Source organism: Domibacillus sp. DTU_2020_1001157_1_SI_ALB_TIR_016, assembly GCF_032341995.1.
GTDB lineage: Bacteria > Bacillota > Bacilli > Bacillales > Domibacillaceae > Domibacillus > Domibacillus indicus_A.
The window spans coordinates 1,376,907-1,389,938 of the sequence record NZ_CP135439.1 but is presented as its reverse complement, the minus strand read 5'-3'; the positions used below and the strand labels follow the sequence as shown (position 1 = coordinate 1,389,938).

At 45.8% G+C, this 13,032-nt stretch carries 16 protein-coding genes; 1 reads left to right on the top strand and 15 read right to left on the bottom strand.

The features are described 5' to 3' along the window. Positions 1-29 precede the first annotated feature (29 nt). On the bottom strand, positions 30-602 hold the full coding sequence (scpB, locus tag RRU94_RS14935; protein ID WP_315695306.1) for an SMC-Scp complex subunit ScpB: 573 nt from the start codon (positions 600-602) through the stop codon (positions 30-32). Beyond that, a complete protein-coding gene (locus RRU94_RS14930) occupies positions 599-1,327 on the bottom strand; it encodes a segregation/condensation protein A (RefSeq protein ID WP_251270953.1) in 729 nt (242 codons plus the stop codon). The genes scpB and RRU94_RS14930 overlap by 4 nt, the downstream gene beginning before the upstream one ends. Positions 1,328-1,471: 144 nt before the next feature. Here RRU94_RS14930 and RRU94_RS14925 point away from each other — a divergent pair, with 144 nt between their 5' ends. Then, the gene (locus tag RRU94_RS14925) at positions 1,472-1,987 is read left to right on the top strand and encodes a DUF309 domain-containing protein (protein WP_315695303.1); all 516 of its coding nucleotides are present in this window, start codon (positions 1,472-1,474) and stop codon (positions 1,985-1,987) included. A gap of 7 nt (positions 1,988-1,994) precedes the next feature. Here RRU94_RS14925 and RRU94_RS14920 read toward each other — a convergent pair whose 3' ends face one another. From RRU94_RS14920 to RRU94_RS14860, 13 genes are all read right to left on the bottom strand, one after another. Further along, positions 1,995-2,348, bottom strand: coding sequence for a GNAT family N-acetyltransferase (locus RRU94_RS14920; protein WP_315695301.1), 354 nt, complete (start codon positions 2,346-2,348; stop codon positions 1,995-1,997). A 194-nt stretch (positions 2,349-2,542) separates the two neighbouring features. After that, entirely contained in the window at positions 2,543-3,862 is a 1,320-nt protein-coding gene (lysA, locus tag RRU94_RS14915) for a diaminopimelate decarboxylase (RefSeq protein WP_315695979.1), read from the bottom strand. Positions 3,863-3,968: 106 nt separating this feature from the next. Beyond that, entirely contained in the window at positions 3,969-5,384 is a 1,416-nt protein-coding gene (locus RRU94_RS14910) for a spore germination protein (RefSeq protein WP_315695299.1), read from the bottom strand. A 14-nt stretch (positions 5,385-5,398) separates the two neighbouring features. Next, positions 5,399-5,815 (bottom strand): stage V sporulation protein AB, encoded by a 417-nt coding sequence (locus RRU94_RS14905; RefSeq protein ID WP_315695297.1) that lies wholly within the window; start codon positions 5,813-5,815, stop codon positions 5,399-5,401. Position 5,816: 1 nt separating this feature from the next. After that, positions 5,817-6,413: a stage V sporulation protein AA gene (locus RRU94_RS14900; protein WP_285879585.1), complete on the bottom strand. Its 597-nt coding sequence runs from the start codon at positions 6,411-6,413 to the stop codon at positions 5,817-5,819. 40 nt (positions 6,414-6,453) lie between these two features. Then, positions 6,454-7,191 carry an RNA polymerase sporulation sigma factor SigF gene (gene sigF / locus RRU94_RS14895; RefSeq protein ID WP_315695293.1) on the bottom strand — a complete coding sequence of 246 codons (738 nt, stop codon included), beginning with the start codon at positions 7,189-7,191 and terminating at the stop codon, positions 6,454-6,456. Positions 7,192-7,209: 18 nt separating this feature from the next. Then, on the bottom strand, positions 7,210-7,650 hold the full coding sequence (gene spoIIAB, locus RRU94_RS14890) for an anti-sigma F factor (RefSeq protein ID WP_251270960.1): 441 nt from the start codon (positions 7,648-7,650) through the stop codon (positions 7,210-7,212). Continuing rightward, positions 7,635-7,997 (bottom strand): anti-sigma F factor antagonist, encoded by a 363-nt coding sequence (gene spoIIAA / locus RRU94_RS14885; RefSeq protein ID WP_315695290.1) that lies wholly within the window; start codon positions 7,995-7,997, stop codon positions 7,635-7,637. The genes spoIIAB and spoIIAA overlap by 16 nt, the downstream gene beginning before the upstream one ends. 119 nt (positions 7,998-8,116) lie before the next feature. Continuing rightward, a complete protein-coding gene (locus tag RRU94_RS14880; RefSeq protein ID WP_315695288.1) occupies positions 8,117-9,421 on the bottom strand; it encodes a pyrimidine-nucleoside phosphorylase in 1,305 nt (434 codons plus the stop codon). Positions 9,422-9,436: 15 nt separating this feature from the next. Next, the gene (locus RRU94_RS14875) at positions 9,437-10,252 is read right to left on the bottom strand and encodes a purine-nucleoside phosphorylase (RefSeq protein WP_315695286.1); all 816 of its coding nucleotides are present in this window, start codon (positions 10,250-10,252) and stop codon (positions 9,437-9,439) included. After that, entirely contained in the window at positions 10,249-11,430 is a 1,182-nt protein-coding gene (gene deoB / locus RRU94_RS14870; protein ID WP_315695284.1) for a phosphopentomutase, read from the bottom strand. The genes RRU94_RS14875 and deoB overlap by 4 nt, the downstream gene beginning before the upstream one ends. 151 nt (positions 11,431-11,581) lie before the next feature. Next, positions 11,582-12,472, bottom strand: a complete 891-nt coding sequence (xerD, locus tag RRU94_RS14865) for a site-specific tyrosine recombinase XerD (protein WP_315695282.1) — start codon at positions 12,470-12,472, stop codon at positions 11,582-11,584. Between the two features lie 51 nt (positions 12,473-12,523). Beyond that, positions 12,524-13,009: a ferric iron uptake transcriptional regulator gene (locus tag RRU94_RS14860; protein WP_242233560.1), complete on the bottom strand. Its 486-nt coding sequence runs from the start codon at positions 13,007-13,009 to the stop codon at positions 12,524-12,526. Positions 13,010-13,032: the final 23 nt, after the last annotated feature.

Here is a 13,032-nt window from a genome sequence, read left to right as displayed (position 1 = left end):
ACTATATGAAAAAAGAAAGACGAGCATGACTAATCCTCAAGGGCTTCTTCGAATCGGCCGAAAAACAAGTCGGCTTCCTGCTGCATAGATCCATTGCTTTCTTCGAGCGGTGGCAGATCTTTGATGCTTTTAAGCTGAAAAGCGTCTAAAAATTCAGCTGTAGTCGCATACAAAATAGGCCGGCCCGGGGCATCTGCACGGCCAGCTTCTTCAATGAGCCCCCGTGCGCACAAGGTGGCAATGGGACGCTCTGTTTTCACTCCCCGGATTTCTTCCACTTCGATGCGTGTAACCGGCTGATTATAAGCAATAATGGCGAGCGTTTCCAACGCTGCCTGGGACAGTGTTTTCGGTGACGGCTTTTCAGCGAGCTTTTGAATAAAAGCCGCATTTTCTTTTTTCGTCATCATCCGGTATTCATTGCCAAAGGAGGTAATCACTGTTCCTCTCGCTTCATCTTGTTTCAAAGCTTCCTCCATCGATTGAAGAATGTCTTTGACCTCCTGTACCGGCAAGTCGATGACCTCGGCGATTTGCTCCGCTGTCAGCCCTTCGTCTCCTGCTGCAAACAGCAGGCTCTCTATAATGCTTTTATGTTTCATCCTTTATTTCCTCCAGCCGTTACATATAAGTCGGCAAAATTTCCTTCTTGTGAAACAACAATTTCATTTTGCTTCATCAGCTCTAAAATGGCTAAAAAACTAACCACAAGCTCGTTCCGTTCATGAGAGTCAAACAAGTCATCAAAAAGAATAGGCTCTTTTGACAGCCTCAGCTTTTCTTTGAGCAGCTCCATTCTTTTTTCTACTGAGAGCTCTTCCCGGCGGACCGTCGCTCGTGGCGGCACAGCCAGCTTTTTACGGCGGGCCATTTTCTGAAAAGCGCCGAGCATATCAAAAAGGGACACATTGAGCGGCCCTTCTTCATTAGATGAAAAAAGCTGGTCTGCGGGCGGTCTTGAAAAAAGCTTTGTCCGCTCTTCCTCAAGCTCATGAAGACGGCCGGCTGCCTCTTTATACTTTTTATACTCGATTAACCGGCGGGCCAGCTCTTCTCTCGGATCTTCTTCTTCTATAAAATCTTCTTCTTCCGCCGAATGATCTGGCAGCAGTGAACGGCTTTTCATGGCAATTAATGTAGCGGCCATCACTAAATATTCACTGGCTACATCAAGTTCAAGCTGCTGCATTGTATTTACATATAATAAGTATTGATTCGTAATTTCCGATACAGGAATGTCGTATATGTCTATTTCAAGCTGCTGGATCAAGTGAAGCAGCAAATCAAGCGGCCCTTCAAAAGAATCAATTTTCACTTTATATTCCATTGGTTGCTCCCCTGTACTTCTTGCATTTTTTACATTCTATTCCCTTCTGCTGGCCATCAGCGCATTCAGACGGCTGCTATTGAGAAAAGAATTAAATCATGATACGCTTACTTCGATCCAACCACTTGAACTGGGGGAAACCGAATGTATTCATATCCAGTGCCTTACCTGGCTTTTTTGGCACATTTTCATATTGACCGTGATTATTTTGAATGCCACGAGCTGCTAGAAGAATATTGGAAAAAAATAGATGGCACGCGTGATTCCGTCTGGGTTGGCTTTATCCAGTGTGCTGTTTTCCTTTATCATTACCGGCGCGGAAACAAAGCCGGCGCACTCCGCATGGCTCAAAAATCAATTTCCTGCTTGATTCGCCACCAGGAAGCTCTGAGGGAGCTCGGTGTTGATCCAGAGCACTTTCTTCTCCTGATTGAGCAGGCGGCAGACGATGTAAAAGCCGATGTTCCTTTTGAGCCAATTGAGATTCCAATTGCGGATCCACGGCTTCAAAATGAATTGAAGCAGTTTACTGCTGCTTTTGAGCCGGAATCCGATGAACAATTTCTACTCAACAAACACAAACTGCGTGACCGTACGGACGTATTGGACGCCCGCACAGCCGCAATCGCATTGAAAAAAGCCGGTAAGGTGACGAGATAATCGTCCTTTACCGGCTTTCTTTCGTACACTTTTCAAAAAATCGGTTCGTTGCTTCGCTTGGCGCAACAGTCCGGTCCGAAAATAATTTTGTTACAGCGGCAATCATTTCCGTTCCAATTCCTTCATCGCGGAAAGACGGATTGACCGCTATGTGCAATATTTCAGCTCTTGTATCGCTGACGGCTACACCAATTACTCCTACAATGTCCTCGTCCTCTTTCCAAAGAAACAGCTGTCTGCTGTCATCTGCTTCGTAGCTTTCCATTGTTTCGGTCAGCGTCCGCAGCTCTTTTTCGCGAGGCATGTAGGAAAGCAAGCCCATTGCAATTTTTTTAAACGACTTTTTATATCGAATCAGCATTTAAAATCCCTCTTCAATTAGCAGGATTTACCTGCTTGATATCGCCACGTACTTTATCTTACTAAATCTAAAGCCCGACCGCAAGAGGCGATGTTAACCCGCAATAAAAAACCAGTAATACAGTCCCCATCCCAGTGCCAGCACAGTGAATAAAAGGAGCAAAACAACATTGTTTTTCATGCTGCCTGCTCCAATTAGTTTGTCTGCGGCAGCCCGAGCGGCAAGTCTAATTTCACTAAATCATCAAATGTCTCACGGCGAATGACCAGTCTCGCCTCGCCATTTTCGGCAAATACAACTGGTGGACGCGGAATACGGTTGTAGTTGTTCGCCATGGAATAGCCGTAAGCGCCCGTACAGAACATCGCGAGCAAATCCCCGGCTTCTGCTTTCGGAAGCGGCAGATCCCAAATGAGCATGTCACCGGATTCACAGCATTTTCCGGCAATCGATACCGTTTCTTCAACCGGGTCGTTTACACGGTTTGCGAGTACCGCTTCGTATTTCGCTTCATATAAAGCAGGACGGATATTATCACTCATGCCGCCATCCACAGCTAAATATTTGCGCACATTCGGCACATCTTTCACTGAACCTGTTTCATAAATTGTCACACCTGCGTCACCCACAAGGGAACGGCCCGGTTCAATCCAAATTTCAGGCATACTCATTCCATATTTTTTTGTTTCACTTTGCACTTTGCTGATAATCTCTTCAACATAAGCTGCCGGTTTAAGCGGATCATCCTCAGCGGTATAACGGATACCGAAACCGCCGCCAAGGTTTAATACTTTCGATTCAAAATCGAGACGATGCTGCCAATCAGCCAATTTTCCGATAATTTTCTCGGCCGCTAAAATAAAGCCTGTTGTTTCGAAAATTTGCGATCCGATATGGCAGTGAAGGCCTAATACGTGGATAAACGGCTTTTCAAGTGCCAGTTTCAATGCTTCTTCCGCTTGTCCATTATTTAAATCAAAGCCAAACTTTGAATCTTCCTGACCCGTTAAAATGTAATCATGCGTATGAGCTTCAATACCCGGCGTAATGCGAAGCAGAATATCCATCACTTGACTGCGGGCTTCACTGATTTCACCAATAAGCTCTAATTCATGGAAGTTATCGACTACCATACAGCCAATCCCTGCTTCAAAAGCCATTTCGATTTCTTCACGGCTTTTGTTGTTTCCATGAAAATGAATTCGCTCTACCGGAAACCCGGCTCTTTGTGCTGTATATAATTCCCCGCCCGATACAACATCAAGCGACAGTCCTTCCTGTTCTGCCAGCTGCATCATGGCTACCGAAGCAAATGCCTTGCTCGCATACGCCACCTGCGCTTTGACTCCCAATTTATCAAATGTTTCTTTAAATCCTCTTGCACGCTCACGAATAAGCGCTACGTCATATAAATAAAGCGGTGTGCCGAATTGAGCTGCCGCTTCTACTACGTCAACACCGCCAATTTCTAAATGTCCGCGGTCATTCACAGCTGCTGTCCCATATGTGTGCATATGCATAATCGCCCCGTTCTATTGTCTTTATGCCTTTTACCCGGCATGAGAATAAAAGTACTATATCATACATTCCCCCCTCGCTCAATACACGAAATATTCCTGTTTACCGCAAATCTGTTCGGTTGATTTCTGGAATTCCGGTTTGCTCTGGTGCCTGCCGTCTAATGAGGATCGTCCAAAGCGATGAAGCGTCAAAGGGAATCAGCGGCCATAGATAAGGAGCTCCGAACGGTTTTAAACGAACGAGATATACAAACACAAGCATAACCGACACAACAAATCCAATTGGACCAAACAGGGCCGTTCCAGCCAGAATAAAAAGGCGTGTCAATTTATTTGCCAGCCCCAGCTCATAGCTGGGCGTCGAGAACGTGCCAATGGCTGCAAGGGCTGTATACAATATTACCTCAGGGACAAAAAGCCCCGTATCAATGGCCATTTGTCCAATTAACACGGCAGCAACAAGGCCCATAGCAGTTGAAAGCGGCTGCGGCGTATGAATGGCAGCAACTCGCAGCCACTCTATGCCAAGATCGGCAATAAAGATTTGTAAAACAAGGGGAATTTCTGTTGTTTCACGTGGACCGATAAACCAAAGCGCTTCAGGAAGCATGGCGGGATAAGCAGCGAATAGGTACCAGAGCGGCAGCAGAAATAAAGACATCCATAAACCGACAAAACGAAGCAGACGGATAAATGTGCCTGCTGCCGGAAGCTGCCTGTATTCTTCGGCATGCTGCATATGCTGCAGAAAAGTAGCCGGCATGATCATAACCGCTGGTGACGTATCGGTATAAAGGAGAACGTGCCCTTCAATTAAATGGGCGGCGGCAATATCCGCTCGTTCAGTATAACGAACAAGAGGGTAGGGGTTATAGTGTTGTTTAATTAAAAATTCTTCTACTGTTTTGTCTGCCATAGGGAGACCGGCTGTTTTAATAGAAGTGACTTCTTTCTTAACTCGCTCAACCAATTCATCGGAAGCTACACCTTCCATGTAACCGACAGCAATATCCATTTGCGAAACACTTCCCGCTCTCATAATTTCAAACCGAAGACGGCCATCACGAATTCTTCTTCGCGTAAGAGCGGTGTTCACGATGATATTTTCCACAAAACCGTCACGGGAGCCGCGCACGACTTTTTCTGTATCAGGCTCTGCCGGCTGCCGTCCTGGATAACTTCTTACATCAATGATAAACGCCGTTCCCGGTACTGAAATACCAATCAGTCCCGACATGATCGCAGCCGGCAGCTTTGATGGATCCTTGACTTCTTCGACTGCCTGATGGACAAGATGCTCTTTAACGAGGGCAGCAGTCGTTTTCCCCTCCTTTTTTTCAAGCGCAATCAATGATTCCATAATTTCGATAATAAACCGTGTTTCACAAAGCCCGTTAATGAAATAAATATGGAGCGGCTCCCCTGCTACTGTCAGCCTTCTTATGCCGGTATCAAAACTTTTACCAAGCCCTGCTTCTTTTTCTAAGTAAACATCCATTTCTTCTGGCGAAATCATCGTGCTGCCTCCTTTTACATCGGTGAAAGTAAAATCCATTGAATAAGCGAGCCTGTTATCTTGCCAAGCGCCACAGCCATCATCAGCATGTTCACCTCGGCAAAAACCCCTACTCTCCTGGCTAGTATAGGAAACACATTCAGTACTTCAGTCAGGGCAGCCGCACCCATGCCGATAAACAAGCCGCTGAATAAACCGATAAAGGCAGTTGTAACAGATGGCCAGTGAAAATGCGTATTAAAAATATGCAGAAATGTTCCTGTGAGTACACCAAGCACCAGTGAAAGCTCGTACAAGTGAATATACGGCTGTGTTTTCGTAGCTGACATCAGCCTCGGGATCACACCAAGGACTGAAATAAACGCCACATACCCGGCACCTGTAGCCAACCCGCCTGCTAGACCTAAAAACAAAACAAAAAGCGTCGCCATGCTACGGCTTTTCCTTTTCGTTGGCTGCGAGATACGCATTGATGTCTTCCTCATACTTAAACATTTCTAAATCAAGCGGGCCCGGCTCTTCATTGAGTCTTTTTTGCCACAGCCGATTAAAAAATAAAATCATCCCGAGCCCCAGCCCTATAGAATAAGGAATTTGCAGCATAAGCGGGTTTTCATTTTTAATGCCTGTTATTTTTTCATATAAAATCGCATGCACTTTCTGCATGGATACGTCCTCATGAAAATTCATAATGGTCAGTGCAGCACCTGTAAACAGCACAAGCCAGACAAATGCTATTTTCCAAAGCGGGGCTCGTGCACGTACAGGCTGCAGGCTGACAATCGTTTCTGTATCACCTGTGATAACCGTTTGGGCATCAGGAAAAACCGTTTTTAATGCTTTCACAACATCTAAAATCGTTACAATGACTACATTGCCTGATGATGGCTTTGCCGTTTTCACAATCAGTTTTTCTAAAATGGGCTTTGCTTCCTGGTCGACTTCGGCTTCAGCCACATCAAAAAAAGAAATGCGCCGTTCGTCGAGGCGAACATGGCGCTTTAAGGTGATGTACACGATTTGACCCATAGCAAGCACCTCCGCTTTTTACGAAGTTTCCCCGTGCCGACTAGGTTTTATTCATATCTGACCGCAGGCTTTTAATAATCTGTTTTTCGAGTCTTGATACTTGAACTTGGGAAATCCCGAGTCTGTTTGCAGTTTCCGACTGCGTGCAGTCTTTGAAAAAACGAAGAAATACGATAAGCTGTTCCCGCTCAGGCAGCTTTTCTATGGCTTCTTTTACAACCAATGAATCAAACCACTTGGCTTCTGGTGCTGCAAGCTGGTCAAGCAGCGTAATAGGTTCTCCTTCATTTTCATAAACGGTTTCATGAATAGACGCCGGACGCCGGGAGGATTCTTGGGCCATCATCGCTTCCTCCATTGATATACCAAGCTTTCCGGCCAGTTCCTGTACAGTCGGAGGGCGTCCGCTTTCTGCGATAAACACTTCACGTTCACGCCTCATTTTCCCGGCTGTTTCCTTTAAGCGCCTGCTCACCTTTACTTCCCCGTCATCACGCAAAAACCGCTGAATCTCACCGATAATCATCGGAACCGCGTATGTTGAAAACTTAACGTTATAGGAAAGATCAAACTTATCAATACATTTAATTAAACCAATACAGCCGATTTGAAATAAATCTTCTGACTCGTGACCACGATTTAAAAATCGATGCACCACCGACCAGACGAGCCGTGTATTCCACTCAACCAGCTTATTGCGCGCTTCCACGTTGCCCTCCTGGCTTTGCCGAATCAGCTCCTTGACTTCACCATCGGTTAACTGTACAGCCTGCTTCATAAGAAATCCGCTCTTTCCTTAAACACAGTTAACACGCTTTCCCGCCAGCCGCTTTCTAAAGCGAACGACTGTACCCGAAGATGTGCTCGATTCCACTTCCAGGAGGTCGGTAAAATGCTCCATAATCGTAAAGCCCATACCGGCTCTTTCCATTTCAGGCTTTGTTGTAAAAAGAGGTTCCTTCGCTTCTTCAATATTTCCGATTCCGCGTCCTTCATCGCGGATAATCACATCGATTTCTCCGTCCTCAATGGTGGCGCTTATATAAACAATTCCTGCCGGATTACTGTCATATCCATGAATAATAGCGTTTGTAACTGCTTCTGAAACAGCTGTTTTCAATTCGGCTAAATCGTCTACAGTCGGATTCAGCTTTGCTGCAAAAGAAGCCACGGCTACCCGAGAAAACGCTTCGTTTTCTCCCAGTGCGTTAAATGAGATCGTCATTGTGTTTTGCATGAAGATTCCTCCAATCTCTCCAGCGCTTCTTGTTCTGTTTGATCCACATACATAATCTTAAACAGCCCTGAAAGCTGAAACAGGCGTTTCACTTGTGTATTCAATCCACAAACGGTCACGCTGCCGCCCATTTCATTTACCTGGCGGTAGCGCCCTAAAATCACCCCGAGACCTGAGCTGTCCATGAAAGGCAGACCCGACAAGTTCCAAATCAAATGCTGCGTTTGATGGCTGTCAATTTGCTGCTCTGTAAATTCTTTAACCTGCTCGGAATAGTAGTGGTCGAGCTCTCCCGTTAATCGAATAATGAGAACTTTTCCTTTCGCTTCTGCTTTCATGGTTACCATCGTCATTCCTCCTTTACATGCTGATATGTTCAATTCTTTTTCGAGGAGTCATTTTCCTCCCCCTTACCAAAACTAGAAAAAAGCTCTTAATTTTCGACAAAAAAAGAGACTGACATTTGTCAGTCTCTGATCACTTTATGAATAAGCGTCGGCCGTTCCACTTTTTCATTCGAAAAACGATATGCCTGCTTTACTTTTTCAATGGAGTCTTTTGGTGTGGCGTTATCAGCATGGAGCGTAACGAGCACCTCTCCTTTTTGAACGAAGTCACCAATTTTTTTCTTTAATGTAATACCGACAGCATGATTGATTTGATCGTCTTTTGTTGCGCGTCCCGCCCCTAAATACATAGCGGCTATCCCAATGGATTCTGCGTCAATTTCGGCTACGAAGCCTTCTTGCTCTGATTCAACATCAATGTGAAAAGAGGCCTGCGGAAGCTTGGCAGGATCATCAATCATGCTCACATCACCGCCTTGAGCGATCACAAACTGGCGGAATACTTCGTATGCTTTGCCATTTTCCAGATTCGCCTCAAGTGTATCACGTGCTTCTTTGTAATCGCTGAACGCACCGGCCAAAACCGTCATATGAGAAGCAATTTCAAGCGAAAGGGTCCGGAGGTCTTCTACGTTCTCCCCTTGCAAAATGGCCGCCGCTTCCTTGATTTCATTGGCATTGCCGACTTCAAATCCGAGCGGCTGATTCATATCACTAATAATGGCAACCGTTTTGCGGCCAAGATTATTGCCGATGGCGACCATTTCTTTTGCTAAAGCCTCGGAGTCCTCCAGCGTTTTCATAAACGCACCCGACCCTGTTTTTACATCTAATACAATACTGTCTGCACCAGACGCAAGCTTTTTACTCATAATGGAGCCGGCAATCAGCGGAATGGCTTCGACTGTTGCTGTTACATCACGCAGAGCGTACAGCTTTTTGTCGGCTGGAGCGAGATTTCCGGTCTGGCCGGCAACAGCAAGCTTATATTTATTCACATTATCAATAAACTGCTCTTTGGACATTTCAATTTGAAGGCCCGCTATCGCTTCGAGCTTATCAAGCGTGCCTCCGGTATGGCCAAGGCCGCGGCCGGACATTTTTGCTACCGGCACACCTGCCGAAGCAACAAGCGGTCCGACAATAAATGTGACTTTATCTCCAACTCCGCCTGTTGAGTGCTTATCCACTTTATGGCCTTTAATGCCAGACAAATCAATCGTTTCACCTGAATCAACCATCGCTTTTGTTAAAACAGCCGTTTCCTGCGGGGTCATTCCTTGAAAATAAATCGCCATCATAAAAGCGGATGCCTGATAATCTGGAATTTCGCCTTTTGTATAACCTTGAACAAAAAATTGAATTTCCTCGTCTGTCAGTGCCTGTCCGTTACGCTTTTTATGAATTACGTCCACCATTCTCATTCATCCATCACACCTTTACAAAGATTGAACAATCTCCTTCACGTAAGCAAGAAATTCCGCGCGTACTTTTTCTGTTGTTTCAATTACTTCGTCATGTGCCAGAGGCTGGTCTAAAATACCAGCTGCCATGTTGGAAATGCAGGAAATACCGAGTACATTCATGCCGCTGTGGCGGGCTGCAATCACTTCCGGCACTGTAGACATACCGACCGCGTCTGCGCCGAGAACACGTGCCATACGCACTTCCGCCGGTGTTTCATAAACTGGGCCCGTATTGCCTGCATAAACGCCCTCTCGAACGTTCAAGCCAACCCGCTCCGCTGCTTTTCTTGCCAGTTCTCTTAGTTCCCGGCTGTAAGCAACAGACATATCCGGAAAACGAACGCCAAGGCGTGAATCATTTTTGCCGATCAGCGGGTTTCCGCCCATTAAATTTAAATGATCTGAAATGAGCATTAAGTCGCCCGGCTCAAACGATTCATTTACGCCGCCCGCTGCATTCGTCACAATAATCGTTTCGATGCCCAGTGCTTTCATCACGCGCACCGGAAATGTCACTTCCTGGAACGAATAACCTTCGTAATAATGGAAGCGGCCTTTCATCGCTGCAACAGTTTTTCCTGATAAAGTTCCAATTACGAGTTCTCCTGCGTGGCCTTCTACTGTTGAAACCGGAAAGTGTGGAATGGTTTCATACGGAATCGAAACAGCGTTTTCCACTTCGTCCGCCAATACGCCGAGACCAGACCCTAAAATCAATCCGATTTCTGGTGTGACATTTAGTTTTTCTTTTAAAAATCCCGCAGCTTCTTCAATATGTTGAATGTTCATGTTAATTCCCCCATAAAACTATTTCCATGCTCTGGCATTTTGACGTTAAAGTTGTCCGCAACCGATGCGCCAACATCCGCAAACGTTTGGCGAAGAGGCAGCTCGCGGCCTTCGGCAAACGCTTTTGAATAAACGAGCAGCGGTACAAATTCACGTGTATGATCGGTTCCATGATGAACAGGGTCATTGCCATGGTCCGCCGTTAAAATAAGCAGATCCTGTTCAGTCAGCTTTTCTAAAAGCTCCGGCAGCCGCGCATCAAATTCCTCGAGCGCCTTGCCGTAGCCCTCTGGGTCCCGGCGGTGTCCAAAAAGAGCGTCAAAGTCAACCAGGTTTAAAAAAGACAAGCCAGTAAAATCTTTTTCCGCCGTTTGAATAAACTTATCCATTCCATCCATGTTTGATACAGTTCGAATGGCTTCGGTAACGCCTTCCCCATCATAAATATCAGAAATTTTCCCTACCGCAATCACATCTAATCCGGCATCCTTCAATTCATTCATGACCGTGCGGCCAAATGGCTTCAGTGCATAGTCATGCCGATTAGCAGTTCGTTTAAACTGCCCTGGTTCGCCGACAAACGGGCGGGCAATCACGCGGCCGACCATATAATCACCTGTTTTGGTCATTTCACGCGCCATTTCACAGATACGATACAGTTCATCAAGCGGCACGATGTCCTCGTGAGCAGCAATTTGCAAAACGGAATCTGCTGATGTATACACGATCAGGGCCCCGGTTTTCACATGCTCTTCTCCAAGCTCATCTAAAATTTCGGTACCGCTGGCCGGCTTGTTTCCGATAATTTTGCGCCCTGATTTTTCTTCCAATTCTTCAATCAGTGAAGCAGGAAACCCATCCGGAAACACCTGGAAAGGCGTATCGATACGCAGTCCCATAATTTCCCAGTGTCCTGTCATGGTGTCTTTTCCGTTTGATGCTTCCTGCATTTTCGTCCAAAAAGCCGCCGGATGGTCCGCTTTCGGGATACCTTGAATTTCTTTAATATTCGACAAGCCCAGTGCTGCCATTTTCGGCATATTGAGCCCGTTCATTTTTTCGGCAATATGCCCAAGCGTATCAGCGCCCTCGTCTCCAAAAGCAGAAGCATCCGGTGCTTCTCCAATACCTACTGAGTCGAGAACGATTAAGTGAATCCGTTTAAATGAATGATTCATCTGGCCGCTTCTCCCTTCTAATCACATTCTTCTTTATTTTTACCCAGACTATCGGATAAATCATGCTTTGCCTGGTAATTGTCAGAAGTCTGACTTCTCGTTTCTAGTATAATCCATTTCGTTATAAAAAACAAAAAGCGCCTGACCTTCTTCAGGCGCGGGGATGAAACTGGCTGTACACATCTTTTAGTCGTGTTTTCGTTACATGTGTGTAGATCTGCGTGGTCGAGATATCAGCATGGCCGAGCATTTCCTGGACAGCCCGCAGATCCGCTCCGTTTTCAAGCAGGTGGGTCGCAAACGAGTGACGAATCGTATGAGGCGTAAGCTCTTTTTCAATGGTGGCTTTTTTCGCCAGCGCTTTAATCACCTTCCAAAATCCCTGCCGCGTCAGCCGCTGTCCATAATGGTTCAAAAACAAGGCTTCATCGCGCCGCTTCGGTGATACAAGCTTGGGGCGGCCCTCCTGCAAGTATCGTTCAATGGCGCCTAGTGCATGACTGCCGGCCGGGATAATTCTTTCCTTGCCGCCTTTTCCTGTGCAGCGCACAAATCCCATTGTTAAGTGAACGTCTTCTTTGTTTAAAGCCGTTAATTCACTGACCCGCAGCCCCGATGCATACATTAGTTCAATCATTGCTTTATCCCGCATGCCTAGAGGCGTCGTGGCATCCGGTGCTGCCAGCAGTGCTTCCGTTTCATCCATATTTAACACTTTCGGAAGCGTACGGCCCGACTTTGGTGTTTCAATATGATGTGTCGGATCATGCGTACTAATCCGGTCTTGAATTAAAAAGTGATGAAAAGAGCGGATCGTGGAAATATGGCGTGCAATTGTCTTCGATGACTTTCCCTGATCCCGCAGCTGTTCTAAAAAATGCAAAATATGCAGCCTGGTGATATCCGGTATTTTCACTTGCTCTACTTTTTCTATGTATTCTGTATAATGGCGAAGATCACGCCGGTATGCTGAAATGGTATTATCAGAAAGTCCTTTTTCTACAAGTGAAAAATGCAGGAAATCATTTACATAGTCATTCATCCGCCTGCCTCCTTCATGATAAAAAAACCTTTCGACTTGGATCGAAAGGTTTTATTCTACATGCTGCTTTTCTAAATCTTCCTGCTCATCTTCCTGCTGCTTTGAATGGCATCTGCTGCAAATACCATGGAAAGTTAAGCGGTGGTCTTTAATTTTAAAATTCCATCTGCTTTCCACAATGGCTTCCACATCATCAAGCAAATCTTCTTGAATTTCATCCACTGCTCCACACTCGATGCAAACGAGGTGATGATGAAAGTGCGCAGCACCTTCCTGACGAAGATCATAGCGGGAGACACCATCTCCAAAATTTATTTTATCAACAACTTTAAGTTCATTTAGTAATTCAAGCGTTCTGTAGACTGTGGCCAACCCAATTTCAGGAGCTTTTTCTTTAACGAGGAGGTACACGTCTTCAGCACTTAAGTGGTCCTCTTCATGCTCAAGAAGAACACGCACAGTAGCTTCACGCTGCGGTGTTAATTTGTAGCTTGCCGCATGCAGCTGTTTTTTTATTCGGTCAATCCGGCTTTCCATATTTGTTCCCTCCCTCGCCGATG

Excerpts from the sequence above, each read along its gene's own strand:
- scpB (WP_315695306.1), bottom strand. The coding sequence starts at position 602 with ATGAAACATAAAAGCATTATAGAGAGCCTGCTGTTTGCAGCAGGAGAC.
- RRU94_RS14930 (WP_251270953.1), bottom strand. The coding sequence starts at position 1,327 with ATGGAATATAAAGTGAAAATTGATTCTTTTGAAGGGCCGCTTGATTTG.
- RRU94_RS14925 (WP_315695303.1), top strand. The coding sequence starts at position 1,472 with ATGTATTCATATCCAGTGCCTTACCTGGCTTTTTTGGCACATTTTCAT.
- RRU94_RS14920 (WP_315695301.1), bottom strand. The coding sequence starts at position 2,348 with ATGCTGATTCGATATAAAAAGTCGTTTAAAAAAATTGCAATGGGCTTG.
- lysA (WP_315695979.1), bottom strand. The coding sequence starts at position 3,862 with ATGCACACATATGGGACAGCAGCTGTGAATGACCGCGGACATTTAGAA.
- RRU94_RS14910 (WP_315695299.1), bottom strand. The coding sequence starts at position 5,384 with ATGATTTCGCCAGAAGAAATGGATGTTTACTTAGAAAAAGAAGCAGGG.
- RRU94_RS14905 (WP_315695297.1), bottom strand. The coding sequence starts at position 5,815 with ATGGCGACGCTTTTTGTTTTGTTTTTAGGTCTAGCAGGCGGGTTGGCT.
- RRU94_RS14900 (WP_285879585.1), bottom strand. The coding sequence starts at position 6,413 with ATGGGTCAAATCGTGTACATCACCTTAAAGCGCCATGTTCGCCTCGAC.
- sigF (WP_315695293.1), bottom strand. The coding sequence starts at position 7,191 with ATGAAGCAGGCTGTACAGTTAACCGATGGTGAAGTCAAGGAGCTGATT.
- spoIIAB (WP_251270960.1), bottom strand. The coding sequence starts at position 7,650 with ATGCAAAACACAATGACGATCTCATTTAACGCACTGGGAGAAAACGAA.
- spoIIAA (WP_315695290.1), bottom strand. The coding sequence starts at position 7,997 with ATGGTAACCATGAAAGCAGAAGCGAAAGGAAAAGTTCTCATTATTCGA.
- RRU94_RS14880 (WP_315695288.1), bottom strand. The coding sequence starts at position 9,421 with ATGAGAATGGTGGACGTAATTCATAAAAAGCGTAACGGACAGGCACTG.
- RRU94_RS14875 (WP_315695286.1), bottom strand. The coding sequence starts at position 10,252 with ATGAACATTCAACATATTGAAGAAGCTGCGGGATTTTTAAAAGAAAAA.
- deoB (WP_315695284.1), bottom strand. The coding sequence starts at position 11,430 with ATGAATCATTCATTTAAACGGATTCACTTAATCGTTCTCGACTCAGTA.
- xerD (WP_315695282.1), bottom strand. The coding sequence starts at position 12,472 with ATGAATGACTATGTAAATGATTTCCTGCATTTTTCACTTGTAGAAAAA.
- RRU94_RS14860 (WP_242233560.1), bottom strand. The coding sequence starts at position 13,009 with ATGGAAAGCCGGATTGACCGAATAAAAAAACAGCTGCATGCGGCAAGC.